The following is a 25261-nucleotide window of genomic DNA, read 5'->3' as shown; positions in this document are numbered from 1 at the left end:
TCCTTTCATCTAAGATGAATAATTAATGGTGATATTTTAAAATAACGGTTATTTAATTACTTTAATAAAACACACGCCCATATTTATAAAAATAAATATGATTTTTTTTATATAATTTAAACTTAGCTTGTTATTATCTTTAAATTATTCATTTATATAATCCATCTCTTCTCTTAACATACCTTCTATTTCTATTTTCTTAAGCCAAATTAAAATATCCATAACATCTAATAAATCCTTGTCTATCATTACTTCAAATAAATGATATTTATGGTAAATTTTTCTCGCTAGTTCAGGATAACGAACAACAGGTGTACCTATTTTCTTTGCATAAGCCTTAACTGCTAATGCTTGTGCATTTTTACAACGCAATGAAACCAAAGGCATAATTCCATTATCTGGATCAAAATAGATACCAATAGCGACATGCGTAGGGTTAACAATGACAGCGGATGAATCACGAATAACTTGCTTCATCGGCTCATCAAGTAATTCTTGGTGTAACTGTTTTCGTGTTGATTTTATTTCTGGATCACCTTCCATATTTTTGTTTTCTTGTTTTACTTCATGCTTTTCCATCATCATATCTTTCATAAAAAGTAAAAAATCAGCAATAATATTTAAAATAAGGATGGGGATAGATAAAATAAAAAAAACAAATATAAAACTAACAACCAGTGAACACCATTTATCAATAATCTGTTCTAAACTAGAGCGATATAATAAAAATATCTCAGATCCATGCAAAACAATAAATAAAGAACAAGTAATCAGAAATATAAGTATGAAAAATAACGTTTTAAAAAGATCTTTTATTGTTCTCATACTAAATATTTTTTTAAAGCCAGATATGGGATTAATATGATTAAGATCAATCTTTATAGCTTCTGTCGCAAGCTTAAATCGAGATGAGAATAATGAAGGGATTGTTCCAGATAAAATAGTAACAACTAATATAGGTAATACAATATCAAAAAATATTTTTGATATTATTTCCACATAACTTTTTAAGGTAATATTATTAGGATAAAGTAATAGTGATTGATAAAACCGACTAAATTCATCTAAATTAACTTGATGAAATAAATACATAACACCGATGAGATAAACTAAACCCGATGTTAGTTCTTTACTTTTAAATGTTTGCCCTTTTTTTGCCGAGTCATCAAGTTTTTTCTGGGTTGGCTTTTCTGTTTTTTCAGCCATGATAAATACTCATAAAAATATCATAAAAGTATCTATTATTAAAAAAATCAGATAATTCATTTGTCAGTGCAGAAGTAAAAAAGAGTAATAATGCTGAAAATGCGATTATACCTTTTATACATAATGATAATGAAAATGCATTTAGCTGAGGACAAAATAACGAGTACACGCCTAGTGCGACTTCACTTAAAAACATAATAATAAGTACAGGAGAGACTAAAATAATGGCGGTTTTTACCATATTATTCAACCATTGACCAATAAAGGCATAGCCGATTTCGCTATTAAAATATCCCATTGGAAAAATTTCGTAGCTCTCTTTTAATGTATTCATTAATATTGATAGACCACCTGTTGATAAAAAATAAGCAACACAAAAAAGTCCAGTTAATGATGCAAATTCAGAAGACTCAATACCAGTGGTAGGGTTAATAGTATCACCAATACTCGCCCCTCTCTGGTTATCAACAAATTCACCAAAAGCAGAGGCTATCCAAAATGGTGTAGCAAGTAATAATCCGATAAAAATACCAATAACTAATTCGCTGATTAAAATAACACCCCATAAATTTCTTGTAGAATCAACAATTGTAATACTGGGTTTTATCCCCATAGCAATATAAAAAATAACAACATATTTTAATAATTGGCTATTAAGAACCTTACTATTTAAAAAGGGTATAAACATAAAAGTGGGAATCAATCTCGCAGCAAGCAATAAGAGATCGACTAAGTAAATCTTTATGTTCTCAAATAATATTAACATACGATTTATCCTGATAGCCCTATTGCTATCATCTCTTTTGCGTACACTAATATTTTATCACCCATCCATCCCATAGTGATTAATAAGCAAACGAAAACACCCACTAATTTAACACCAAAGGGTAATGTTTGTTCTTGTACTTGAGTAATAGTCTGCAATAAGCCGATAGCAAGTCCAATAAAGGTTGCTATTGCAATAGGTCCAGCAGAAAGCACAATAATCAAGTAAATGGCTTTATTTGCAGCGTAGATCATATCCATTAATTTACCGCCATTAAATCCAAGTATTGATTAATTAATCCTTTTGATAATAATGTCCAGCCATCCATTGCAATAAATAAAATTAATTTTAATGGTACAGATAATGTAATTGGGCTCATCATCATCATACCAAGTGCTAACAAAATACATGACACAACCAAATCAATAACAATAAAAGGCAAATATAGATAGAACCCTATAATAAAAGAAGATTTTATTTCACTTAATGCATAGGCAGGCAACAAGGATAATAAAGAGTTTTCTATATTCTCTTTATCTCCATAACTGTTAGGTCTATTACCTTGAGCCTCTTCAAAAAAGTTTAATAATTCTGGATCAGAATACTTATATAAATACCGTTTATACTCTCCTAAGGCATCATCAGAGAATCTGTCAAAAGAATCAGGTGATGATATATCAATAGGATTTTCGACAAGATATTGATAAGTATTTTTTGCTATAGGTGTCATAACAAATAATGCCATCATCAAAGCAATAGCATTGAGAACCATATTAGATGGAACTTGCTGAACACCAAGCGCATTTCGCGTCATAACAAGAACAATTGAGAATTTTAAATAGCATGTTCCTGCTGCAATAATAAAAGGTGCTAACGTTGCAATAGCCAGTGTTAAAATTAAGTTTGTTGAACTATCCATAAATTATTCACATGAAGAATATGAGTGCTGAATCTCAACGGCAAATCTATCACCAACCTTAATCAGCTCACCTCGAGCAATTGGTGTTCCATTGACAGCTAATGTAATATGACGAGAAACATTTTCTGATAATGTAATCTGTTGTCCGGGCTTTAAATTTTCTATCTCTTCAATCAATAAAACTTTACTTGCCAATAAAAAAGAGACGGTAACAGGAATAATACCAATAGATTTTAGGTCTATTTTTTCTTTTTTTACTTCTTCAATATCTTTTTTTTCTTCTATTTCTAAGCTATCAGATAATTCTTCTAATTCCACGGTATCTTCCCCTTTCCATTTAAATCCCATCCATCTCCTCTCACCAATAAATAGTGAAAAAGAGACGTTATCAATTAAAAAAACATCACCTAAAGAGAGTGTTTTTAATAATGAAATAGATATTTTACTATAGCCAAAATTAAATTTAGCTACTGAACCTATTCTGTTTTCTGATAAAGGGATCCATTCATACTTACCTTTTATATCGCAAATAAATACATCACCTATTTCCGTGTTCACAACCGGATAAAGTATTCTCTTTTGCTCTTCTACCCAGATATTATCGACAGATAATGTCATTGGTTCTTTTGAAAAAGGAAGTAATAATTGTGAGAAAACCTGAGAAAAAAGTGATTGTAAATAAGAAAAAGGAACTTGGAGCCAATCAATATTTTTTTTAGGATAAGCAATATCCATCGCTTGATTAACTGCCACTAAGCCAGTTAAAGAGCCCAAAGCGCTCTCTCCCTTTATTAAAAAATAGCGTTCAGATACTTTTACTGCTTGAGGTATAAATAAAGATGACAATATTTTTATCGCATCATTACCTCTATTATTGAGCTCTGTATCTTTTGAATCGAGCTCGCTAATCATTCTCTTTCTCTCTCTTTATCCGCATTAGTATCAATTGCATTAATGTGCCAATGTGCATTTTTATCTTCAGAATTTAATGCTAATGTAAACCGACCTTGATATTGATTAACATTATCCAAAGACGATTGATAGACACGCCCCGTTGATGCAACTAACTGAATCTGTCTATCTATAAAGTTAATTTGCATTTGATGAGTATCACTTCCCCACTGTTTGAAAACATAAGTAATACTTGGTGGCTGTGTAATTGTTGATATTTTTTTATGTAAAATTTTCCAAGAAGGAATTTCAAGTACTTTATCTGCTGTTTTTGGCAATATAACTGATGGTTGAATTTGAGGATTTTGAATATTAGAGAGTGCAATATTTCTAGAATCTATTGTTCTTTCTTTCTTATTGCCTCCATCTATTTTTATATCAGAATCTATTACTCTATTTAATGATGATATTATTTTATTCTTAATATTGTTTAGATTATGGCTATTTTGATTTTCTCTATAGCTAAAAATATTTTTATTATCTTCAATATTTTCAGTTTGAATAGCTGAAAAGCTCTCATGTTGTTTCTCGATTGACTCTAAATCAATGCTATTTTTTTTTGGTTGAAGATCTACCATGGCATATTTCTTAGTTAAAACCGTATCTATATCTTTATCTATATCTTTAAATACTGTTTTTTCTTCAGAAGAAGGTAAATTGATTGCCACCATGTCTGCATTATTAACGTATGATTTATCCTTTATTACGGTTTTAACTGGTTTAATCTCTTCATTATTTTTTTCTGCTTTTTTTTGTGCAATAGCAGAAATGGTATTATTTTTTTCTGCTATTTTAACGGGTACAGATATTTGTTTTTCGGCATGAAGATGAGATAAATTTTTTCTCTTTTGGTTACTTAATTGAAGCGTATCTTCAGAAAAGTCTTTTTTCATCATCTTTTCATGCATATAAGGCGCTTTATTATTAATAAAATCTACGTCTTGTACTCTCTGTGACGCTCTTAAATTACCGGACTTATGAAGAAAAAAAGGTTTTTGATTTAATAACAAACCCTCAATATTCTCAAGTTGTTCTTTCTCATTTTTACTCGTTGTAAAATCTTCACTCTCTTTTACCTCTTCAGATAAAGTGTCATTTATTAATACATCTTCTTTTCCACTAAGACCCTCCATCAAATTTAGTTTTTGCTTTAGTTTTTTTATATTTTCAGGCGATAACTTTAAATTATTAGAATCACCCTGCATTACATGAGCCATTTTCAATAAGGTTTTAAAATCACTATTTCTATCCAAGTCATTCATTGAATTTAAAATTACTTTATCACCATTCGATATTATTTGAGTCATATAATGCCATCTCCTGTATTTCATTTTGTTCTAATCGTTCAATGTATAACTCTTTTTCTAATGCTTTTCTTTCAAAATAAAGCTTCATTTTATTTTGTTTTTTTATAGCCAGTAGTCTTTCCTTTTTTAATTCAAGGCTACCACTTTTCAATTGAATTAATTTATATTCAATCTCTTTAAGTTGAGCAGTAGAGATATTTAATGATGATAAAACAATCGCTTGTTTACGTTTTTGTTGGTTTAATGATATTAAAGAGTAAAGTCCTGATTTTTCATAAGCAGAAATTTCTTTTTTCAATGCAAGCGCTAATTGTTGTTGCTCTTCTTTTTTCGTTTCAGCGTCAATAATTAATTGCTGATGCTTTCGTTGCTCTTTTTCTATTCTTTTTTGACGTTTAGCGATAGCATTAATTAATACTCTCTGATTAAGGGGCAAGCGCATAAAGTTGTTTCAATGTTTGTTGAAATTCAGCGTTTTCTGTAAATGATTGAACTAGAAAAGCCTCTATTAAAGCTTGCTTATTAACAGCATCATCATTTAATTCATTTTCACCTTGATGATACTCACCAAGCTCTTGCAGCAATTTAATATCCTGCAAACGCATCAAAATTTGCCTTATTTTTAATGCGGATTGTTGTTGTTTAACACTCGTAATTTGTTGAAAAACACGGCTGACGCTACCCAAAATATCAATAGCCGGATAATGACCAGAAGCGGCAATTTTACGTGAAAGATAAATATGCCCATCAAGAATAGAGCGAATCTCTTCACCAATAGCATCAGGTTCATCATCACTTTCTAATAAAACAGTATAAAATGCAGTGATAGAACCACTTTTTGTCACTCCCGGTCGTTCTAAAATTGCGGGTAATTTATCAAACACAGAAGCGGGATAACCTTTACGAACCGGCAATTCGCCAGCGGTAAGCGCAACATCTCGCAATGCTCGACAATAGCGAGTCATAGAATCAATAAACAGAACAACATTCTTTCCCTGTTCTCGAAAATATTCAGCCACTGTTGTTGCAACTAAAGCAGCATTACAGCGTTCAATTGCTGGCTGATCCGATGTTGAACAAATCAATACCGTTTTTTCACATCGTTTGTCTTGCTTTAATTCTTCAACAAACTCGGTAACTTCTCGACCTCTTTCACCAATCAGTCCAATAACAAAAACATCTGCTTGAGAAAAACGAATAAACATATTCATCAACATTGTTTTACCCGTTCCTGCGCTGGCGAAAATGCCCATCCGTTGACCTAATCCACAACTCAATAATCCATCAACAGCACGCACTCCTGACTCAAATACCGTTGTAATCGGTCTCCTTTCACTAAATAAAGGGGGATTACCTTCTATAGGAAAATTTGTATAAAATACATCTTCAGAAACTTCATTATCATTAAAACGGAGCAAACAATTGCCTTTTATATCGATCATGCTTCCCAATATATTAAGGCTTAATGCAACAGAAAATGCTTTTCCTGTTGGCTCTATGATTATTTGTAAAGAGTATCCTTGTGGGCTTCCCATCATACTTAAAATAGTAATACCATTACGAAAGCCAATAACAATCGCTTCGCCAATATTCTCTTCACTAGTAATCGATTCTTTTATGTAACAAATTTCCCCAATAAATACATTACGCAACATCACCTCAAGAATATTTCCTTGTATTCGGGTTGGGTGTGCTGCGTAATGAAAAATAGAAAGTACGTTATTCATTTATTAATCGATGAATTGTTGATGTATTCTATTCATAGTTTGAAAATACTCATCAATTGCTTTTGCCATAGATTCTCCATTTTGTAGAGCAACGGGCATAAAAGAAGCTCGTAATTCTAATTCTGACTCTACTTTTACTAAAGCGGGTTGACCAGGATGAAAACTTTCAGTTTGGTTATTAATATTATCGAGTAATAATTCAAAACTACATTGCTTTAATAAATTTTCATCATATTCATATAGTACTGACCAAATCATAGGAACTTCATCTACGACTAATAAATTAATGTCTGGCATATCTCCTAAACTAATTGTAATTGTAGAATGGTTATCAATAGACTTCCCTTCTGAAAAAAGATCATTGCGACCAATTACATTCATCGCATCCATTATTAAACTGGCAAGATCAAAAGACATAATATCTCCTAAATAGATTGCAAAACATTAATTTCAATATCAGATGATATTTCATCATAAGATAATACTGATAATTGTGGATATTGAGTTTCCAGCAATTTCCTTACAAACCTTCTTATATCTATTGCAGTTAAAAACACATAATTTTGAATATATTTTATATCATCAATTGCTAGTGTTACTTTTTCTATTACCATATCAAGCTCTGCAGGTTCTAAATTTAGAAATGTTCCTGAAGAGCTTTGTCTTATGCCACTACGAATAACATCTTCTAATTCATTAGATAATATAATAACGTTAATACAATTATCTTTTGAGAAAAAGTGGCTAATATAGCGTGAAAGTAATGAGCGAATATGTTCTGTTAATAGGATTGGATCTTTTTCCTTACCTCCCCACTGTACTAATCCGCCAATAATTGTTTTTATATTTCTAATGGGTATTTTTTCTTGTATAAGGCGTTGTAGTACTTCATTAATACGTTGAATAGAAACTTGCCTATAACACTCTTTCATCAATTCAGGTGATTTCTCTTCTATTTTATCTAAAATATTTTTTGTTTCTTGTATTCCTAAAAACTCAACAATATTTAATGTGATTAAATTAGAAAACTTTTTATAGAAATAAGATTCTGACGAATTTAATATATATCCTAAGCTATTTAGCTTGTCTTTATCTTTTTCATCAACCCAATAATTTTTTACATTTCCATCTTTAATTTCTGTTATTTCAAATGAGAGAGAAAGAAACTCATCATTAGGATTTTCAACATAATTTAAAGGAAATGGACAATCAAATTCTTCAGCTTTTACTTCATTAATCAAAATAAGCGTTTTATTTTCATCAACCAGTTCAGAGTAATGAATAATGATATCGGGCAACAAAACACCATATTGTAATATAAACTCTTTTTTCAACCACTTATCAAATACGATTTTTGTTAGATAGTTTTTTTTCTTAGCTGATACGGTAATAATTAAAGGTACTGTTTCTGCTTGCAAAAGTGAAATGTTTTCGGTTAATAAACTATTTTCCGCCTCTTCTTTCTTACCTGAAAAAAGATTTGAAATTAATCCTTTTTTACCTTCGCCTTCTTCTGCTGTATTTTCACTAGCGTCATTACTAGATGTAGTTGTTATTTCTTTTTTCTTATTTTTCCATGTTTTTCTAAAGAAGTAACTTCCTAATATTGCAGATAATATAAGAAAAACAGGTGTAGGAAATCCCGGTAAAAAGCCAATAACAAAAGCGAGAATGGCAGTAACAAGCAAAGCAAAATCTTGAGCTAATAGCTCATTCATAATACTAAAGCCCAAATTTTTATTTTCACCACCTACTCTTGTTACAATAAAACCAGCACTAATAGAAATCAGCAATGCTGGTATTTGTGCAACCAATCCATCACCAATTGTTAATAATGTATAAGTATGTAAGGCTTGTGAAATAGATAAATCCATTTGAGCCATACCAACAGATATACCACCAATTAAGTTAACAAAAATAATCACAATACCTGCAATAGCATCACCTTTAATAAATTTCATTGCACCATCAAAGGAACCATAAAGCTGACTTTCTTGCCCTAGCTCTTTTCTTCTTATTTGAACTTCTTCATTGGTAATGATGCCGGATTTTAAATCAGCATCAATACTCATCTGTTTTCCTGGCATACCATCTAAAGAGAAACGTGCCGCCACTTCAGCAACACGTTCAGAACCTTTTGTAATAACTAAAAATTGCACAATAGTAACAATAGAGAAAACAACAAACCCTACTACTAAATTTTCACCAATAACAAACTCACCAAAAGAAGTAATAATTTCACCAGCATCGGCATCTAATAAAATTAATCGACTAGTACTAATAGAGAGGGCGAGACGAAAAAGAGTGGTGATAAGTAATAGTGCAGGGAAAGTCATAAAGTTCAATATTCTAGTGATATAGAATGAACTCATAAAAATAAGTAGAGCAATAGTGATATTTAGCCCTATTAGAAAATCAACAATATAAGTTGGCAATGGAATAATTAACATCATGATCACAAGGATCATAATAGATAATACAATAAGCTCTGGTCGGTTTTTTATTGCCAAAAGAAATCTATAAATCATAGAATTATCCATTAATAATTATTAGTTATTATATTATTTTCTTATTTGATATTGTTCCACAGATATATATTTATCTATAAATTTTTGTACTATTATTTGGCAACTATCTCTAAAGTCATCAGATAAATATAATGACTCAGGATAAGTTTTAAACATATTTTTTATTTCTTGTAATAATCTCATCTTTATATTTATAAGAAAGTCGAACCATTTATCTTTTAACAAAGTACTTAAGAAATCCTGCATTTCTTCTGGATATGTCATTCCATATAATATTAGCTGATAAAGATCTTTTTCTGATATTGTATTTTTAAGCTCTTTTTTAGAAAAAACTTTCATACTTATATCAATAAAACTATATAAGCTACGTAGCTTATTAACTCTCTCTAATAATTGACCGAACTCTGTACTTTGAGAACAACTTGGCATTAATGACTGCATATCACAAATCAGACTTTGAGTAAGAAAATTTAATATAATAGTACATTGATTAATATCATACTCATCAATCCACATTTGAAAAAAATAGATAGGGTCGAGATCAAGATTAAGATAACTACGATATAGTTCTCGTAAAGATGATGGATTTAAAGAAAGTAATTTAGCAAATGTTCTCGCCTGAAGAGCAATATTTATCCCCGCACGAATATTTTTTGCATTTTCGCTATTCATTAAGCGATTTATTTCATTTTCTATACCAGCATCAAGTTGTGCACCTAACTTTTTTTTTCTTAATAACTCTCGTAATACCATAACGAGGTCACTTTCATCAGGGAACATTTTACGTAAAAAATTAAGTAATTCTTGCAAACTTCGCCCTGATTTTTTAAACATCATCATTACTTTATCAAGTTTTTTGTCTGCTCCTTCTTCTGTTATATAAAGAGTGCTTTTACCTTTTTCCGCTTTTCTATCTAACCGCTTACCAAAACTTTGTGAGAACTGTGTCGCAACCATAGACATATCATCAGCAATTTCAGCTAATTGATTTTGATAATTTTGCTTTTCACTTATTTTTGGCTGTTTATATTCTGTTTCTTGTTGACTCTTTTTACTGGTTGTACTCTCTTTAGTTATTACCGTGCTAGGTGTTGTGCTATTAATCGATCCAATCATTACTTACCTCATAAAAACTTGAAGTTGTTGCAATGCTTGTGACGTTTTATTATTAATTGGTTGAAATGGATTTTCAGTCAAAGATTCCATTAACTCTGTATCCGTTTTTTCTAATAAACGAGGCTGCAACATAAATATACGCACCATTTTCTTATTATTATCAGAGCTATAACGGAATAATCCACCGATTAAAGGAATTGAACCTAATACAGGTATCTTAGACTCAGCTTTAATATTGTCTTCACGGGTATAGCCACCAATTAATAAACTGCCACCTTCTGAAACACGGGCAACGGTACTAATATTTGTTCGATTAATAACGGGTAAATTCTCAATTTTTTCATCATCACCATCTCCATCTTTTTTTCCTGCTCCATCTTCAAGATTAATGATCATTTCGATATCTTTATTCAATTCACCTATTCTAGGTAATACACTTATCATGGTTCCAAAAGTCGTTGATTCTAATGTGGCAACGCGTTCACCTTTAATTTGGGTATAAAAGGTAGTGTTGTTGTCAAAAATGGCAGGTGTATTTTCTTGAGTCAAAATAATAGGGCGAGAGACCATTTGTGCTTCGCCATTTTCACTTAATGCTTTAATCTTTGCTAAGAAATTTAAACCAGATGCTGCACTTAGACTGGCTGAATTAAAAAAGAATGAGCCTTTATTTGAGCCATAACTTGCTTGCCAATTTACGCCTAAGCTATCTGCACTATTTTTAGAAATATCAATAATCCATAACGACAGTTCTACTTGTCGCTTTGGTTTATCTAATTGAGAAATCAAAGCACTGACTAACGCTAATCCTTCTCGACTAGTTTTAACTAATAAGCTATTTGACGCCGGTAATGGTACTAACTCAACATTATATTGACCTATTTTTGTAGCTACAGATGGGTTTGATAAATTATCTATCTGATTGCCTTGTTCCTCACTAATTTCTCCGCTATTTTCTAATGATATATCTGTGCGTTCTATTATTTGGCTAGGTCTTGTTTTTTGTATACCATTTGTTGTTGGCATAAATAGTTGCTGTAAAACAGTAGTGATACCTGGTAATACTACTTTCTCGTCGCGCAAAGAAAATGTTCTATCTTGAACAAATGTATTTTTTAATTGAAAAATTTGGACAAAATCATCACCATAGCGAGAACTTCCTATTGGCACTTGGTTATTAATACTTTCGCTCATTTGCTCTTGAGCATCACTATCTAGATAATCAGCCGCGGCTTTTACTAATTTAATATAAATTGGTGGACCAGAAATATAGAAGGTTCTTTGATCTCTGCCAGACCGTAATGGAAAACGTTGATCATATAACCCAACATCTTGTAAATAGTCTTTAAGCTCATTCATTCCTATGTTTTTGACTTGAAAAAGCTCTTGACGTATTTCATTACTTTCATAAACATAAACTGATTTACCATCATTAAAATAGAGTAATGACATTCTTCTCACTATCAGTTCAAAAGCATCTTCAGGCGAAGAAATATCAAAATTTCCTGTTATTCTCATCTTTTTAACCGCACTACTGAGAATAAATGGTTTATTTAGTTTATCTGATAACACATAAAAAAATTGTTCAATTCTCGTATCTACAGCAATAAACATATCCGGCTTTTTAACCTGATGTGTATAAATCACTTTACCTTCTGCTGCCTGAGTTTGAACTGTAAAACTACAACATAGAGTTAGCGCAATAATACAAAGGATCTTATTTTTTATTTTCATATAAAAGATGACCAATTCGACGAAATTCAGTCGGGGTAATACCAAATAGCAACTTAATTTCATTAGAAAAATGAGATGCCGAACTAAATCCATTATCTACGGCAATTTGAGTTAAGGATTCATCCGTTGATAATGTAGTTAAAATAGACGATGCTGCTCTCCACGAACGCAATTGGCTTTTGCCACAGTTGCCTAAATAGCGCTTACATAACCGCCTAAAGTGTGTGCCAGATACTCCATATCGTTCTCCTATTTGTGCAATATTGCTTTTTTTCTCATCTAAATAACTAATGAGATGTAAAATAAGCCAATAACTTTCACTATGTCTTATCGTGACAAAAAGTGGCTCTAGTTGGCTTTCCTTTTTTAATGCTTCGCTAATCAGAACATACTCCAAACTCTTATCTATATTTTCTATATAAAAAATCTGTTGATTAATATCAAATTCAGATCCTATTGCTGTCATTTTTGAAAAATCACGAGCATAATCAATAAATGCCAATAATCTTGCACAAATAAAAAAAGAGCGTTTTTCTATTTTCCAAGAGTTATTTTCAAATTGAAAAACGACATCACTATTTTTTGCACTATAAATAAATGCATTTCCTTTTATTACTTTATTGTTTTTTTCATCACATATTTTTATAGGAAACTCATTGCCTTCAGGGATACAAAAAAACAATGAATGCCCCATTAATATATTTTTATTACCACTTATTTTTACATCATTAATCAACATGCGGAATACCTCAAAATAATTTAAAAAAAACAATGCACTACATAGACTAGTTAATGAAAGGAATCTTACTCTTGTTATTTTATATATTTTCACAATAATATCACCAACAATTAACTATAAAAGCAATCCTCAAGATGCTTTCGTTTATTATTTAAAAAAAAAGAGCCTATTAAATAAAATGAAATAACAAATAAAAAACATGTGTCTTTTTTAAAAGAATTTTTATCAGCAAATCATTAAGCTATATCAATAGCAAATTAATAATAAATAATCATCAGGTTAACTCTATGTTCTATTATATATATATTCTTCACGGTCCATTAAAGGGTACAATATTCCCCTTAACTTCTGACCGTTATTTTATCTCTCTTTATAAAAATAAATCTAAAAACATCAATAATGATAAAGCGACACTTTACATCCCTTGTGATGATAAAGTAGAAGAAAAAACACTCTCTGTTACACTGGATAAAGATAATATAAAAAATAATACAATTAAAATTGAAAACAGTAAAATAAAAGATGATATAGAGAAACCCTTTTTATTAGAGATAGATAAAATATTTTATCTGAATGATATTCCTATTTTTTTAATTAGCAATAAAAATAACTCACCTCTATCTCCCTCTCATTTTAAAAAATTTAAAAGAAAATTTGACACAAAAAAAATGATAGTAGGAATATTTGCATTAATAATACTACCACTAATTGTATTTACTTTATTTATGCCTCATTCCGAGCCAAAAGAAATAGCTTCAACGTCATTAGATAGTTTAAATTTTAAAGGATTTAATGGTGAGAATGATTACTATTGTATTTATGACAATTTATTTCCTGATGAAATGAAATCAACTAAGACTAATAGTAACATTATATATATAGACACAAGTAATATAAATTCATTATTTAATGAGGAAAATAATAATAAAATTTACAACCTAATATTAAAAGATAAGCAAAAACCTACAATAAACTTCATTTATCACAATGAATATGAAAAAACAAATATCATAAAAGCTATAAATAAAGTTATTCCTTTAAATTGCCAAATAAATAGCTATGGTTTATCGCTCCCTAAAATCATTGACGATATCAATAAACTTTCTTTCATAAAAGAAACTAGTTATACCATTCAAGAAAAGAAGAATGGAATAATATTTATTTTTGATGACAGCTTAACCTCAGAGAATAAAACCATTATTGATAACTATATAAAAAAACAAACTGCAATTTTCGGAAGAAAATTTATTACTTATCATGAGAACATAAGTAATCCTGATTCAAACTATCAAGCAACGTTAAAAGAAGAGAAAGGCTATATTTTTATTAACAACCAACATCGCTATTTTCCACAAGGACTATAGAGCAAACTAAAATTAAGAGGAATTATATTATGGCTACAAATGCGCCAGCAAATGATGATGTCAGTGCAATCAAAACTGTTAATGATTATTTTGTAGAACCAGTAAAAGATCAAAGTGATGCTCTAAAAGATGCACTTGATAATTTAAAAGCGGATACTTCAAATGCGGCTTCATTAGCTGATTATCAAGCAAGACTTGCTGAATATAATATTACACGTAATGCCCAATCTACCTCTATTAAGGTCGTAAAAGATCTTGCAATGAGCATCATCGGGAATATGCGTTAATTATTAAATGGAGAAAATATATGGCAATTACCCCTGTTACTTCGGTCAATTTATCTGCACTGTCAGATAAAAATAACAATGAGAGTGATACTTTGTCATCAATGATGACAAGAAGTATTACCAGTGGCTTTCAATATGAGGCGCAAATTCAAGAAAAGCTAGCCACATTAAGCCAACTTTCTGATATTCAAAGTTATACAAAATTACAAACTACGCTAAATGATTATACCATCACGATGAATTTAGCTAGCACACTTGCTCGTAAATCACTAAATATCGTTGAAACATTACTCAAGGCACAATAGTAATGAAAAATAGATATTTACTCTTTGTTTTTCTATTCAGCTTGGTTTCATTGCTAAGTGGTTGTAAAGAGCAATCATTACTCACTAATTTAGATCAACGTCAAGCGACTGAAATTCAAGCTGTTTTACAAAAACATCAAATATCCAGTACACGTGCAGCACTTGGAAAAGGATTATTTGATATTACAGTAAAGCAAGAAGATGTAGCACTTGCGATTCAAATACTAGAAGAATATCAATTACCTACTGTTGCACGAATTGAAGTGACTCAGCTTTTTCCTTCTGATGCACTCGTTTCATCACCACAAGCAGAAAAAGCACGGCTTATTTCAGCAATTGAGCAGCGACTAGAACAGTCTTTACTTGTTATTGATAGTATTATTGATGCGCGAGTTCATATCAGTTATCCGCTATCACCTACAGAGCGAGTGATCCCAAAACCTCACTCTTCTGCGCTTATTTTTTATGAAGACAGCGTACTTAATAGCGATCAACTTGGTGAAGATATACGTGCCTTTATCCATAATGCATTTAGTGATATGGATGAGGAAAATATAACTGTATTGCTGTATCCAAGAAATATTAATAAGTTCAATGTGATAAAAGCTAAACCTTCATCAGAAAATAGTTCTCTATTCTTTAATCCATGGATATTACTCAGTCTATTATTGGTAGGAATTGCTGTTGTTTTTACCATTATCTATATGGTTTATCGCCACAAAAAAGTGACCATAGTAGAGGGAAAGAATGAACCTAACACCTAAGCAATTTGAACTATTCGCTAATGTTATGTATGAACCGCTAAGTTATATTCATTCTAGTTATCCTACATTAGCCTCTAAAGATGACTCTTTAATTTGGCAGAAAATCGCTAATCATGAATTAATTAAACAATATAAATTACTCCCTGAATTAGATTATTCAACAGACGATATTGTAGAGAAAATCGTTAGTTCTTGGCACATCCTCCCTCGTTGTGCTCTATTTTTAGGTTATTTTTATTCGCGTAATTCTCTTTTATTATCAGAAAATTATTATCGTCTAGATAAATCGTTACAGGCATTTTTATCACTTTATCCTATTGTTAATATTAATAAGGATGATGATAACCAACTTCAAGGAATACCAGCACTTACCATTGGTTATCACTTGTTATTTCATTTTATTTCTTCTATCTCGACAGCGTTATCTCAACGATTTATTTTACTTTTTGATGTCGAAATATCACAAATAACATTACCTGACTCTATTGGTTTATCTCGTTCTCTTTTTCTTTTGGTATTAAATTATGCTGCGCTCACTGCCTGAAACACTGTTAAAATATACCTGTGAAGGTGTAATTATTCGAGCTCGTTATATCCGACAATTGGATAAAATTCATAAAATAAATCTGGCAACAAAAAATAGTGCCAAAAAATTTATTCTTGATACAAATAAGGAGCTAGAGTCAAAAAGAGCACTATTTATAAAGCAGTCATATAGTGAGGGATTAAAAGCATTATTAGCGGATATATTACGATTTTGTGCACAATACCAAGATAAATTATTACAAGATGAAATAAAGCAGAGAGAGCAAATAACAGCAACTATTGCCCAATTTTTTCAGTCACCAGAAATACAACTTGAGTTAACTCAACGCCTGATTGCCACATCACCAGCAGATAAAAAAATCACCTTAGAAATACCTGCAACGTTGAAGGATCACCTCGAAAAAGCACTTAATAACCAAAACATAGAATTTATTACTCATAACAGTACGGTTATATCAATAAATACAGGTGATCAAATCGCATTTTTTGATCCCGCTCTTTTAATGAGAGATCTACAGTCGCAATTTCACCAACCATTTTCTGAAAGCTATCAGCCTGTTTTTAATCAAGAAATAAAAGATTTACTCATAAATTATATTACTAAATTCGATGTGCTCGATGAGACTCAATTATCAAACGATTCAGATCCCTATATAAAAAGCGAGGTTAATGATGAAGATTGATGGCTTAAACGCACCCCATAATTTATATAATCAACAGTCAATACAACAACCTGCATCACTCTCTTCCGCTGCAATGGGAGATGATCAGCTTGATCCTTTAATGGCGATATTAAACCCTTACTTTTATCAACTGCTACAACAGACACAAATTAATACACCAAAAGATGTGTTGGATTTTCTTAAAAATTTTGATGTAAAAAACGAGGGTAATCAAACATTAAAAGAAAAACGTCAACTTGCTCTATTAACTTATGCTCATCAACAAAGCGAGCTAGAAGATACTGAAAATAAAGGCATCATTAACCAGGCTTTACTTGCTTATATTTCCTATCAAGGTTTTTATCATCAATTTGTATTAGAAATGGTTGGGATAATAGATAACCAAGAAGAATATTCAGAGTTTTTCAAACCAGATAGTGCAACATTCTCATTCTGAGCTATAAAATTTGTGCTCCTGGTCCTTTTTCACCCAATACATCATCGGGATTACGTAGTGGGCAATCACTTAAAGAGAGGCATCCACAGCCAATACAGTGATCAAGCCCATTACGTAGCCGCTTAAGCCGGCGAATTCGTTCATCTAACCTCACTTTCCAATCCGTTGATATTTCGTGCCATTGATCTGCTGTTAATTTGCTATTAGGTGGATATTTTCCAAGAATTTCTTGGATCTCTTTTAATGGAATACCTGTACTTTGCGCTGCTTTGATAATTGCCACATAGCGCAACACAACCGGTGGATATCGCCGCTGGTTACCTGCACTTCGGTAACTTTCTATCAATCCTTTCGCTTCATAAAAATGTAGTGTTGATATCGCCACGCCACTTCGTTTTGCAACCTCACCGACGGTTAATGCCCGATTAAAATCTATTTTCTCTTTTTCCATTTTTCTCTTGACCTCAACTTAACTTGAGGTTTTATAGTCCTCTCCTCTCATTAAGTCAAGTCAGTGGGATGTTGGCTGTTATGTTTAAAATTATTGAGAATTAGCGACAACAGCAATGGCGGCTTATTTCAGCGCTAATGGAAAAACCAACACATAACATCATAAAAATAGAGAAAAATTTTTACTATGGGATCGGCGATAAAATGAATAAAAAACTCACTCTTATTGTTTGCGCCTCACTCTTTTTAGTGAGTGCAGGTGCCATGGTTTACGCAACAACATCATCAGAACAAGATGAAAAACAGCAAGTTGCTTATCCATCCACTAAGGTGGCATTAGCCACAGTACAATCCTCCAAACTACCGAATAATATGCAAGGTGTTGGCGAATTAGAAGCCGCTCGGCAGATCTATCTTGCCGCTGAAACAAATGGCCGTATTGCCACTATAAATTTTGAATCAGGACAAGTTGTTAAAGCGGGTCAGGTACTGGCAAAACTAAATGATGAGCCTGAACAAGCTGAATTATTACGGCTTCAAGCACAACTTACCAATGCGGAAAAACTCTATTCTCGTACTCGTCAACTCTATAGTAAAAATGTTGCCGCAGCTGCGCAGTTAGATAGCACATTATCTGAGCGTGATATGATTGCCGCTTCAATTCGTGAAGTAAAAGCGCGTATTGCACAAAAAACCATTAAAGCCCCCTTTGATGGCATTGTCGGGATAAGGCTTGTTCATGAAGGGCAATATCTTAATGCGGGTGAGCGTGTTGCCTCTTTAGTTGATGCTAGCCATCTAAAATTAAATTTTTCATTAGATGAACAAGTGGCACCCAAAATTTCAACCAAACAGCCAATTAGGATCGAAGTAGATGCTTACCCTGACAGGGTATTTACAGGTTCAATTAATGCCATTGATCCGCTAATAGGCTCTTCTCGTACTGTTCAAGTACAAGCTGTTTTGCCAAATAAAGATAACCAACTGAAGGCGGGTATGTTTGCTCGCGTTCAAGTGACATCTCCTAATAGTCCGTCAGTATTAACTGTACCGGAAACCGCTGTTACCTATACAGCCTATGGAGATACCGTGTTTGTAGCGCAGTTCGACAATCAAAAAAACCTTATCGCTAAGCGTGTCTCTGTGAAAGTTGGATTGCGCTACAACGGCATTATTGAGATTAAAGAGGGATTATCTCTTGGTGATCAAGTGGTCTCATCAGGTCAAATCAAACTCAGTGATGGCATGACTATTGAGCCCATTGAGCAAGATACACTCACATTGGCACAATCAATCAGCACTAAGCCATAACAGGAGTTAATAATGAAATTTACCGATATTTTTGTTCGGCGTCCTGTATTGGCATTAGTAGTGAGTACCCTGATTTTTTTATTGGGTGCCTTTGCATTCAGTAAATTGCCAATTCGCCAATACCCGATGCTAAAAAACTCGACTATCACCATTGCAACAGACTATCCCGGTGCATCGTCAGAATTGATGCAAGGATTTGTGACTCAACCTATTACACAAGCGGTCTCTTCTGTTGAAGGTGTCGATTATATTTCATCATCTTCAGTACAAGGAAAAAGCTTAGTTACAGTAAGAATGGAGCTAAACCGCGACCCGACTCAAGCACTAACGCAAGTGATGGCAAAGGTGAATCAGGTTCGTTATAAATTACCAGAGCAGGCTTATGATCCCGTTGTAGAACTTTCATCGGGTGAATCTACTGCCGTTGCATATGTTGGTTTTTCTAGTGAACAGCTCTCTATCCCTGAGTTAACAGATTATCTTTCTCGTGTTGTTGAACCGATGTTTTCATCAATTAATGGTGTAGCGAAAGTTCAAGTATTTGGTGGTCAACAACTAGCAATGCGTTTGTGGTTAGATAGTGAAAAATTAGCAGGACGTCATTTAACCGCCAGTGATGTTGCCGATGCCGTGCGCCGTAATAACTATCAAGCAGCACCCGGTAAAGTTGAAGGCGAGTTTGTTATTGCTAACGTTTACGTTAATACCGATTTAACCAATGTCGAAGAGTTTAAAGATATGGTTATCAGTAATGATGGCAATAGCCTAATACGTTTACGAGATATCGGTACTGTTGAATTAGGTGCCGCAGCAACAGAAACCAGCGGCATAATGAATGGTAAAAAAGCAGTATTTTTAGGCTTGTTTCCCACGCCAACAGGTAACCCATTGGTGATAGTAGATGGCATTCGTGAAAATCTTGCTGATATCGAAAAAACCTTACCACCCAGTGTTAAAGTCGAACTAGCATTTGAGACCTCACGTTTTATTAAAGCTTCTATTGATCAAGTGGTTCAGACCTTAATTGAAGCCATTTTGATCGTGATCGCGGTGATCTATCTCTGTTTAGGATCATTTCGTTCTGTGATAATTCCAGTATTAGCGATCCCATTATCAATGCTGGGCGCAGCTGGATTAATGCTTGCTTTCGGTTTTAGTATCAATTTACTCACCCTATTAGCGATGGTATTAGCAATAGGTCTTGTGGTGGATGATGCGATAGTGGTGGTTGAAAATGTCCATCGCCATATTGAAGAGGGATTATCGCCTGTTCAAGCCGCTTTAGTCGGTGCAAGAGAAGTCGCAGGTCCGGTCATTGCCATGACAATTACACTTGCCGCCGTTTATGCACCTATTGGCTTAATGGCTGGTTTAACGGGGGCCTTATTTAAAGAGTTTGCCATCACGCTTGCTGGCAGTGTGATTGTGTCTGGTATTGTCGCCTTAACATTATCACCCGTCATGAGTTCACTCATGCTTAAGCCTAAAGAGAACGAAGGCAAAATGGCAAAAGCTGCGGAATTTGTTTTTGACAAAATAGCGCACTATTACGGCTATTTACTCAATTTTTCGCTAACACATCGCGGGTTAACTGCCACTTTTGCCCTAGCCGTATTTATTAGTCTGCCGTTTTTATATGGTCAAGCAAAACAAGAATTAGCACCATCAGAAGATCAAGCGAGCGTATTAACCGCCGTAAAAGCACCACAACATGCAAACTTAACTTATGCAGAGCGTTTTAATCAGAAACTCGATGATATTTATAGGAGTCTGCCAGAAACAGATAGCACATGGATAATTAACGGCACTGATGGACCATCAGCAAGTTTTGGTGGTATTAACTTTGATGGTTGGAAAGGTCGTGAGCGCACAGCAGATCAGATTCAAGCTGACTTACAAAATCGGGTGAGTGATGTTGAAGGTACCAGTATTTTTGCTTTCCAATTAGCCTCATTACCCGGCTCTGTTGGTGGATTACCAGTACAAATGGTATTACGTAGCCCATTAGGTTATCCCGTTTTATTTGAAACCATGGAAAATATCAAACAACAAGCACGAGAAAGCGGTCTCTTTGTGGTGGTTGATAGTGATTTAGACTACAACAATCCCGTGGTTCAAGTCGCTATTGATCGCGCTAAAGCCAATAGCCTAGGCATTCGTATGCAAGATATTGGTGAATCACTTTCTCTGTTAGTAGGCGAACACTATATCAATCGCTTTGGTATGGACGGCCGCTCTTATGATGTTATTCCACAAAGTGTGCGTCATCAGCGTTTAACTCCTGCTGCACTTGCAGGTCACTATATTCGAACTCAAAATAATGTGTTAATTCCGCTATCGACTGTGGTAAATATTACGACTCAAGTCGAACCTAATAAATTAATCCAGTTTAACCAACAAAATGCCGCCATTTTCCAAGCGATTCCTGCACCTGGCGTCACCATGGGGCAAGCAGTTGATTTTCTGGAAACGGTGGCAGATAACTTACCTACTGGCTTTAGCCATGACTGGCAATCAGACTCTCGCCAATTTAAGCAAGAAGGTAATACATTAATCTTTGCCTTTATTGCGGCACTGATCATTATCTATTTGGTATTAGCAGCCCAGTATGAAAGCTTAGTGGATCCACTCATTATTTTAATCACTGTTCCACTCTCTATTTGTGGGGCATTAGTGCCTTTAGCATTGGGTGTGGTGACGTTAAATATCTACACGCAAATTGGTTTAGTGACATTAATTGGGCTGATTAGTAAACACGGTATTTTAATGGTGGAATTTGCTAATGAGTTACAGGTGCATAAAAATCTTAATCGCCATGATGCGATTATTGAAGCCGCTAAAATTCGTTTACGCCCAGTATTAATGACCACTGCCGCGATGGTCATTGGGCTTATCCCTCTGTTATTTGCCAGTGGTGCAGGTGCTAATAGCCGCTATGGATTAGGGCTGATAATTGTGTCGGGTATGTTAGTCGGCACACTATTTACTCTGTTTGTCTTGCCAACAATGTACAGTTTTTTAGCCCGAAACCATCAAATCAGCGCACAAACGGAACGTCAAAAGCAGTTACAGCAAGTCCGAGAGTTGTAGCCTACAAAATAAAAAGCAATTACAAGCAGTAATGTCGTAGAAACATCCCCATTGTGAATGCATGGGGATGTTATCTTTAATGTTATCAAGGTAAGCTCTACTTACTTTTAAAATAAAATTATTAACCAAAATCATTAACAAAAATCATCGTGTTAAAATACAATGTAATAGTTTTATATTTAAAAAAATAGAAACACTGATCCTATTTCATATAGCATCAGTATTTCTATTAAAGATAATTAATAGTGTAATTACATTGTTGAGAATGTATTCATAATTATCCCACCAGAGATAATTAATGCCATTGAAAATACGGCTGGTAAATCTGGCTTTTGTTTATATAGGATCATGGCAACTAAAGTCACACCAACAATACCAAATCCACACCACAAAGAATAAGCGACACCTACTGGGATATATCCCATTGCGCGAGTTAATGCAAAATAACAGATACAGTAAGCAACAATAACTAAAATAGAAGGCGCTAATTTACTAAAGCCATTGGTTTTTTTAATCATAGAGGTTCCCGTAATTTCAGAACCAATAGAGAGCGCCAGCCATAAGAATCCGGTAAGCATAATTGTTATCCTTATTTATATTAATAACGTTTTTATTTATTATTTATCTGCGAATAAATAGAGTTATTTATTGGCTGACGATGTAGCTTGTTTAACCGGTGGTGTCTGTGCGGTTTCTTCTTCCTCTTCTGAGCCCATTTTTGAGAAGAGATTCATAATCACAATACCACTGGCAATAACTGCCATACCTATCATTGCTGCGGTATCAGGGTGCTGACCATAAAAAACCATCCCTAAAGAAGAGACCACTAAAATACCTGTACCAGACCATGTAGCATAAGCTAAACCAACAGGAATATTTTTAACTGCACGTGATAATGAGTAATAACAAATAACATAAAGAACAACAATAAGACCTAATAGTAATGTTTTGGTTGTACCTTCACTATTATCAAACATCTTTAATGTAGAAGTGGCGGATGTTTCTGAAATAATAACCGCTAGCATCCAAAGCCATGATTTTGCTTTTGGTGACATAATAAAGCTCCTGAATTATTGGGTATAGATTAAGATTAATTTTTAAAACTTTTTAAATATTCAATTGCAGAATCAGTTAATTTATCTTGAGATAAACTATATTCTCCGGGCTTATTCATTACTTCGTTCAAAGTAATATAGCGATCACTATGTTCTTTCTTTATTTCAGGTTTATATTCAGGGCTAGCTCTATTATTAATTTCATAGTTAGCTAAGTTATCTTCAACTTCATTCATTGAGCAAAAAATCACACCCATTGATTTTAATCGATTAATATTTTCCTGAATAAGCAGGTTATATTGATTATTTTTATTTAAACCTAAAATCTCATTTAATTCACTTTCTGGTTGGCAGAAATAAGGTAATGCAATAATAGGAATATTTTGTGCAAGAGCCGCGTGGATTAGCTGCCCTTCTTCACTAATAAATAATCCATTAACAATTTCACCCACCAGCTTCTTATCTAAAAAAGGGATAAACAGTGCTTGATAAGGCGACAATAAATTTAAATTAAATTCATTAGCACTGTGCATATCCCCCAGATGACGCCACTTTGCCAAATCGTGATAATCTTTTGCCGACTCGGTGACAAAAAGAGAAAAACGAAGTGCTGAAAAAGTCCCGATACGCTGACAAATTTCGTCTTGATATCCCGCAGCGGGTGTTAATGCCAACAACACCGATTTTTTCATTCTCTTTTCTATTTCGGCAACAATCCTTTCTATTAATTGATTATCCATTACGCCACCTCATTGCCTTAACTGACAATAAATACGCTATCGTTGTTACGCAAACCAGCCGCATTTGCTTCATCAGTATCAATATGAAATTCCAAGGAAAATTGGCTACTTACGCGAACAACCACTTCATCAAAAATCAGGCTACGTTCACCTTCTGTTTTGACATGTACTTTTTGCCCATTAGTGACATTTAATACTGCTGCATCAACTTCGCTCATATGGATATGGCGTTGGGCACAAATCACTTGCTCTTTTAGTTCAACATGCCCCGCAGGTCCCATTAATACAGCTTGACCCGAGCCCCTTAAATCTCCCGATTCACGTACTGGCGCTTTAACACCTAAAGCAAAACAGTCCGCTTTCGAAATTTCTAACTGGCTTTGTGGTCGAACAGGTCCTAAAACACGCACTTTGCTAATTGAACCTTTAGATCCCACCACAATCACACACTCTTTTGCTGCAAACTGACCCGGTTGTTTAAGATCTTTAAACGGGGTGAGTTGGTAACCTTTGCCAAATAATGCTTCAACATCTTGTTGTGAAAGATGTACATGGCGATTAGAAATACCAACGGGAATTGCCATTTCTTTAAGATTACCGACAACATCGCTATGAGTGGGTAATCGTGAAAGTATTTTCCCCATGAGCTGTTGATTTATCATTATTTTTTACCTTTACGACTCTCTGATTTATTCTCTTTCTTACTCTGCCCTGTTTTATCTGTTACTGCTTTAGTTTCAGATGCCACATTTTGTATAAGAGGATCAGCCGCTGCTTTTACTGATAAAGATACTGCTGGTTTTTCTACCGCTTGTTCTGCTGATTTTTCTACACCGTTTTCTACTGTTGATTTAATCAATTCAGTTTCAACAGCTTTAGCATCTACAACTTTAGTATTAACCGTTTTGCTAGCGATAACATGAGGTTTAACAGCCTCAGCATGTTGGTCTTTTTTCTTACCTTTAATAGTCAATAATTTAGTGATAACACTTGGCTCAGGTCTTGCGATCACCAGTGATCCAATCACTAATTCAGATTGACTTACCACTTCAACACCATGATCAATCGCTGTTTTAACGGCACTGATTTCACCTTGGAAACAGACAGATACCAATCCTGAGCCTACTTTTCGGTATCCAATAATTTCAACATTTGCCGCTTTACAAGCTGCATCTGCGGCTTGAATGGCGGCGGTTAATCCTCGTGTTTCAATAACACCTAAGCTTTTCATCATTCT

The 25261-nt window shown here is 33.4% G+C and carries 28 protein-coding genes; 9 read left to right on the top strand and 19 right to left on the bottom strand.

What is annotated here, in order from left to right; all coding sequences use genetic code 11:
• Positions 1 to 144: 144 nt before the first annotated feature.
• The 13 genes from ABN099_RS12690 to ABN099_RS12630 are packed head-to-tail and all read right to left on the bottom strand — an operon-like array spanning position 145 to position 12993.
• The gene (locus ABN099_RS12690; protein ID WP_349464184.1) at positions 145 to 1206 is read right to left on the bottom strand and encodes an EscU/YscU/HrcU family type III secretion system export apparatus switch protein; all 1062 of its coding nucleotides are present in this window, start codon (positions 1204 to 1206) and stop codon (positions 145 to 147) included.
• A complete protein-coding gene (gene sctT, locus ABN099_RS12685) occupies positions 1199 to 1972 on the bottom strand; it encodes a type III secretion system export apparatus subunit SctT (protein ID WP_349464183.1) in 774 nt (257 codons plus the stop codon). Before sctT ends, ABN099_RS12690 begins: the two co-directional genes overlap by 8 nt.
• Before the next feature lie 5 nt (positions 1973 to 1977).
• Entirely contained in the window at positions 1978 to 2232 is a 255-nt protein-coding gene (gene sctS, locus ABN099_RS12680) for a type III secretion system export apparatus subunit SctS (protein WP_349464182.1), read from the bottom strand.
• On the bottom strand, positions 2232 to 2891 hold the full coding sequence (locus ABN099_RS12675) for an EscR/YscR/HrcR family type III secretion system export apparatus protein (protein WP_349464180.1): 660 nt from the start codon (positions 2889 to 2891) through the stop codon (positions 2232 to 2234). The genes sctS and ABN099_RS12675 overlap by 1 nt, the downstream gene beginning before the upstream one ends.
• Before the next feature lie 3 nt (positions 2892 to 2894).
• Complete coding sequence (locus ABN099_RS12670; protein WP_349464178.1) at positions 2895 to 3803, bottom strand: FliM/FliN family flagellar motor switch protein; 909 nt, start codon at positions 3801 to 3803, stop codon at positions 2895 to 2897.
• On the bottom strand, positions 3800 to 5149 hold the full coding sequence (locus ABN099_RS12665) for a hypothetical protein (RefSeq protein ID WP_349464177.1): 1350 nt from the start codon (positions 5147 to 5149) through the stop codon (positions 3800 to 3802). Before ABN099_RS12665 ends, ABN099_RS12670 begins: the two co-directional genes overlap by 4 nt.
• A complete protein-coding gene (locus tag ABN099_RS12660; protein ID WP_349464175.1) occupies positions 5124 to 5591 on the bottom strand; it encodes a type III secretion protein in 468 nt (155 codons plus the stop codon). Before ABN099_RS12660 ends, ABN099_RS12665 begins: the two co-directional genes overlap by 26 nt.
• Positions 5575 to 6876, bottom strand: coding sequence for a type III secretion system ATPase SctN (gene sctN, locus ABN099_RS12655; RefSeq protein ID WP_349464174.1), 1302 nt, complete (start codon positions 6874 to 6876; stop codon positions 5575 to 5577). Before sctN ends, ABN099_RS12660 begins: the two co-directional genes overlap by 17 nt.
• Positions 6877 to 6879: 3 nt before the next feature.
• A complete protein-coding gene (locus tag ABN099_RS12650; RefSeq protein WP_349464173.1) occupies positions 6880 to 7293 on the bottom strand; it encodes a type III secretion protein in 414 nt (137 codons plus the stop codon).
• Between the two features lie 8 nt (positions 7294 to 7301).
• A complete protein-coding gene (locus tag ABN099_RS12645) occupies positions 7302 to 9404 on the bottom strand; it encodes an EscV/YscV/HrcV family type III secretion system export apparatus protein (RefSeq protein WP_349464172.1) in 2103 nt (700 codons plus the stop codon).
• Positions 9405 to 9437: 33 nt separating this feature from the next.
• Positions 9438 to 10520, bottom strand: coding sequence for a type III secretion system gatekeeper subunit SctW (gene sctW / locus ABN099_RS12640; protein WP_349464171.1), 1083 nt, complete (start codon positions 10518 to 10520; stop codon positions 9438 to 9440).
• A gap of 3 nt (positions 10521 to 10523) precedes the next feature.
• Positions 10524 to 12254: a type III secretion system outer membrane ring subunit SctC gene (gene sctC / locus ABN099_RS12635; protein ID WP_349464170.1), complete on the bottom strand. Its 1731-nt coding sequence runs from the start codon at positions 12252 to 12254 to the stop codon at positions 10524 to 10526.
• Positions 12238 to 12993: a helix-turn-helix domain-containing protein gene (locus ABN099_RS12630; RefSeq protein ID WP_349464168.1), complete on the bottom strand. Its 756-nt coding sequence runs from the start codon at positions 12991 to 12993 to the stop codon at positions 12238 to 12240. The genes sctC and ABN099_RS12630 overlap by 17 nt, the downstream gene beginning before the upstream one ends.
• Before the next feature lie 287 nt (positions 12994 to 13280).
• Between ABN099_RS12630 and ABN099_RS12625 the strand changes: the two genes are divergently transcribed.
• The 7 genes from ABN099_RS12625 to ABN099_RS12595 are packed head-to-tail and all read left to right on the top strand — an operon-like array spanning position 13281 to position 17378.
• Positions 13281 to 14357, top strand: a complete 1077-nt coding sequence (locus tag ABN099_RS12625; protein ID WP_349464167.1) for a hypothetical protein — start codon at positions 13281 to 13283, stop codon at positions 14355 to 14357.
• 29 nt (positions 14358 to 14386) lie between these two features.
• Positions 14387 to 14644, top strand: a complete 258-nt coding sequence (sctF, locus tag ABN099_RS12620; RefSeq protein ID WP_349464166.1) for a type III secretion system needle filament subunit SctF — start codon at positions 14387 to 14389, stop codon at positions 14642 to 14644.
• A gap of 20 nt (positions 14645 to 14664) precedes the next feature.
• On the top strand, positions 14665 to 14949 hold the full coding sequence (gene sctI / locus ABN099_RS12615) for a type III secretion system inner rod subunit SctI (RefSeq protein ID WP_349464165.1): 285 nt from the start codon (positions 14665 to 14667) through the stop codon (positions 14947 to 14949).
• A gap of 2 nt (positions 14950 to 14951) precedes the next feature.
• A complete protein-coding gene (sctJ, locus tag ABN099_RS12610) occupies positions 14952 to 15713 on the top strand; it encodes a type III secretion system inner membrane ring lipoprotein SctJ (RefSeq protein ID WP_349464163.1) in 762 nt (253 codons plus the stop codon).
• The gene (locus tag ABN099_RS12605; protein ID WP_349464161.1) at positions 15697 to 16257 is read left to right on the top strand and encodes a type III secretion protein; all 561 of its coding nucleotides are present in this window, start codon (positions 15697 to 15699) and stop codon (positions 16255 to 16257) included. Before sctJ ends, ABN099_RS12605 begins: the two co-directional genes overlap by 17 nt.
• Positions 16238 to 16942 (top strand): type III secretion protein, encoded by a 705-nt coding sequence (locus ABN099_RS12600; RefSeq protein WP_349464160.1) that lies wholly within the window; start codon positions 16238 to 16240, stop codon positions 16940 to 16942. Before ABN099_RS12605 ends, ABN099_RS12600 begins: the two co-directional genes overlap by 20 nt.
• The gene (locus ABN099_RS12595; protein ID WP_349464159.1) at positions 16929 to 17378 is read left to right on the top strand and encodes a hypothetical protein; all 450 of its coding nucleotides are present in this window, start codon (positions 16929 to 16931) and stop codon (positions 17376 to 17378) included. Before ABN099_RS12600 ends, ABN099_RS12595 begins: the two co-directional genes overlap by 14 nt.
• Before the next feature lies 1 nt (position 17379).
• On the opposite strand, the gene soxR is transcribed toward ABN099_RS12595, so the two are convergent.
• Positions 17380 to 17829: a redox-sensitive transcriptional activator SoxR gene (soxR, locus tag ABN099_RS12590; protein WP_349464158.1), complete on the bottom strand. Its 450-nt coding sequence runs from the start codon at positions 17827 to 17829 to the stop codon at positions 17380 to 17382.
• Between the two features lie 203 nt (positions 17830 to 18032).
• Here soxR and ABN099_RS12585 point away from each other — a divergent pair, with 203 nt between their 5' ends.
• On the top strand, positions 18033 to 19139 hold the full coding sequence (locus ABN099_RS12585) for an efflux RND transporter periplasmic adaptor subunit (protein WP_349464157.1): 1107 nt from the start codon (positions 18033 to 18035) through the stop codon (positions 19137 to 19139).
• A 12-nt stretch (positions 19140 to 19151) separates the two neighbouring features.
• Positions 19152 to 22229 (top strand): MexW/MexI family multidrug efflux RND transporter permease subunit, encoded by a 3078-nt coding sequence (locus ABN099_RS12580; protein WP_349464155.1) that lies wholly within the window; start codon positions 19152 to 19154, stop codon positions 22227 to 22229.
• Between the two features lie 251 nt (positions 22230 to 22480).
• Here ABN099_RS12580 and ABN099_RS12575 read toward each other — a convergent pair whose 3' ends face one another.
• From ABN099_RS12575 to ABN099_RS19085, 5 genes are all read right to left on the bottom strand, one after another.
• The gene (locus tag ABN099_RS12575; protein WP_432807514.1) at positions 22481 to 22807 is read right to left on the bottom strand and encodes a DMT family transporter; all 327 of its coding nucleotides are present in this window, start codon (positions 22805 to 22807) and stop codon (positions 22481 to 22483) included.
• 63 nt (positions 22808 to 22870) lie between these two features.
• Entirely contained in the window at positions 22871 to 23284 is a 414-nt protein-coding gene (locus tag ABN099_RS12570) for a DMT family transporter (protein ID WP_349464153.1), read from the bottom strand.
• 35 nt (positions 23285 to 23319) lie between these two features.
• Positions 23320 to 24024: a hypothetical protein gene (locus ABN099_RS12565; protein WP_349464152.1), complete on the bottom strand. Its 705-nt coding sequence runs from the start codon at positions 24022 to 24024 to the stop codon at positions 23320 to 23322.
• 17 nt (positions 24025 to 24041) lie between these two features.
• Complete coding sequence (locus ABN099_RS12560; RefSeq protein ID WP_349464151.1) at positions 24042 to 24686, bottom strand: phosphate propanoyltransferase; 645 nt, start codon at positions 24684 to 24686, stop codon at positions 24042 to 24044.
• Positions 24686 to 25258, bottom strand: coding sequence for a BMC domain-containing protein (locus ABN099_RS19085; protein ID WP_432807513.1), 573 nt, complete (start codon positions 25256 to 25258; stop codon positions 24686 to 24688). The genes ABN099_RS12560 and ABN099_RS19085 overlap by 1 nt, the downstream gene beginning before the upstream one ends.
• Positions 25259 to 25261: the final 3 nt, after the last annotated feature.

Origin of the sequence: Proteus hauseri (genome assembly GCF_040139125.1) — a bacterium.
GTDB classification, from domain to species: Bacteria; Pseudomonadota; Gammaproteobacteria; order Enterobacterales; family Enterobacteriaceae; genus Proteus; species Proteus hauseri_B.
The sequence above is the reverse complement of the archived record's forward strand: the minus strand, read 5'-3'. Positions and strand labels throughout refer to the sequence as shown.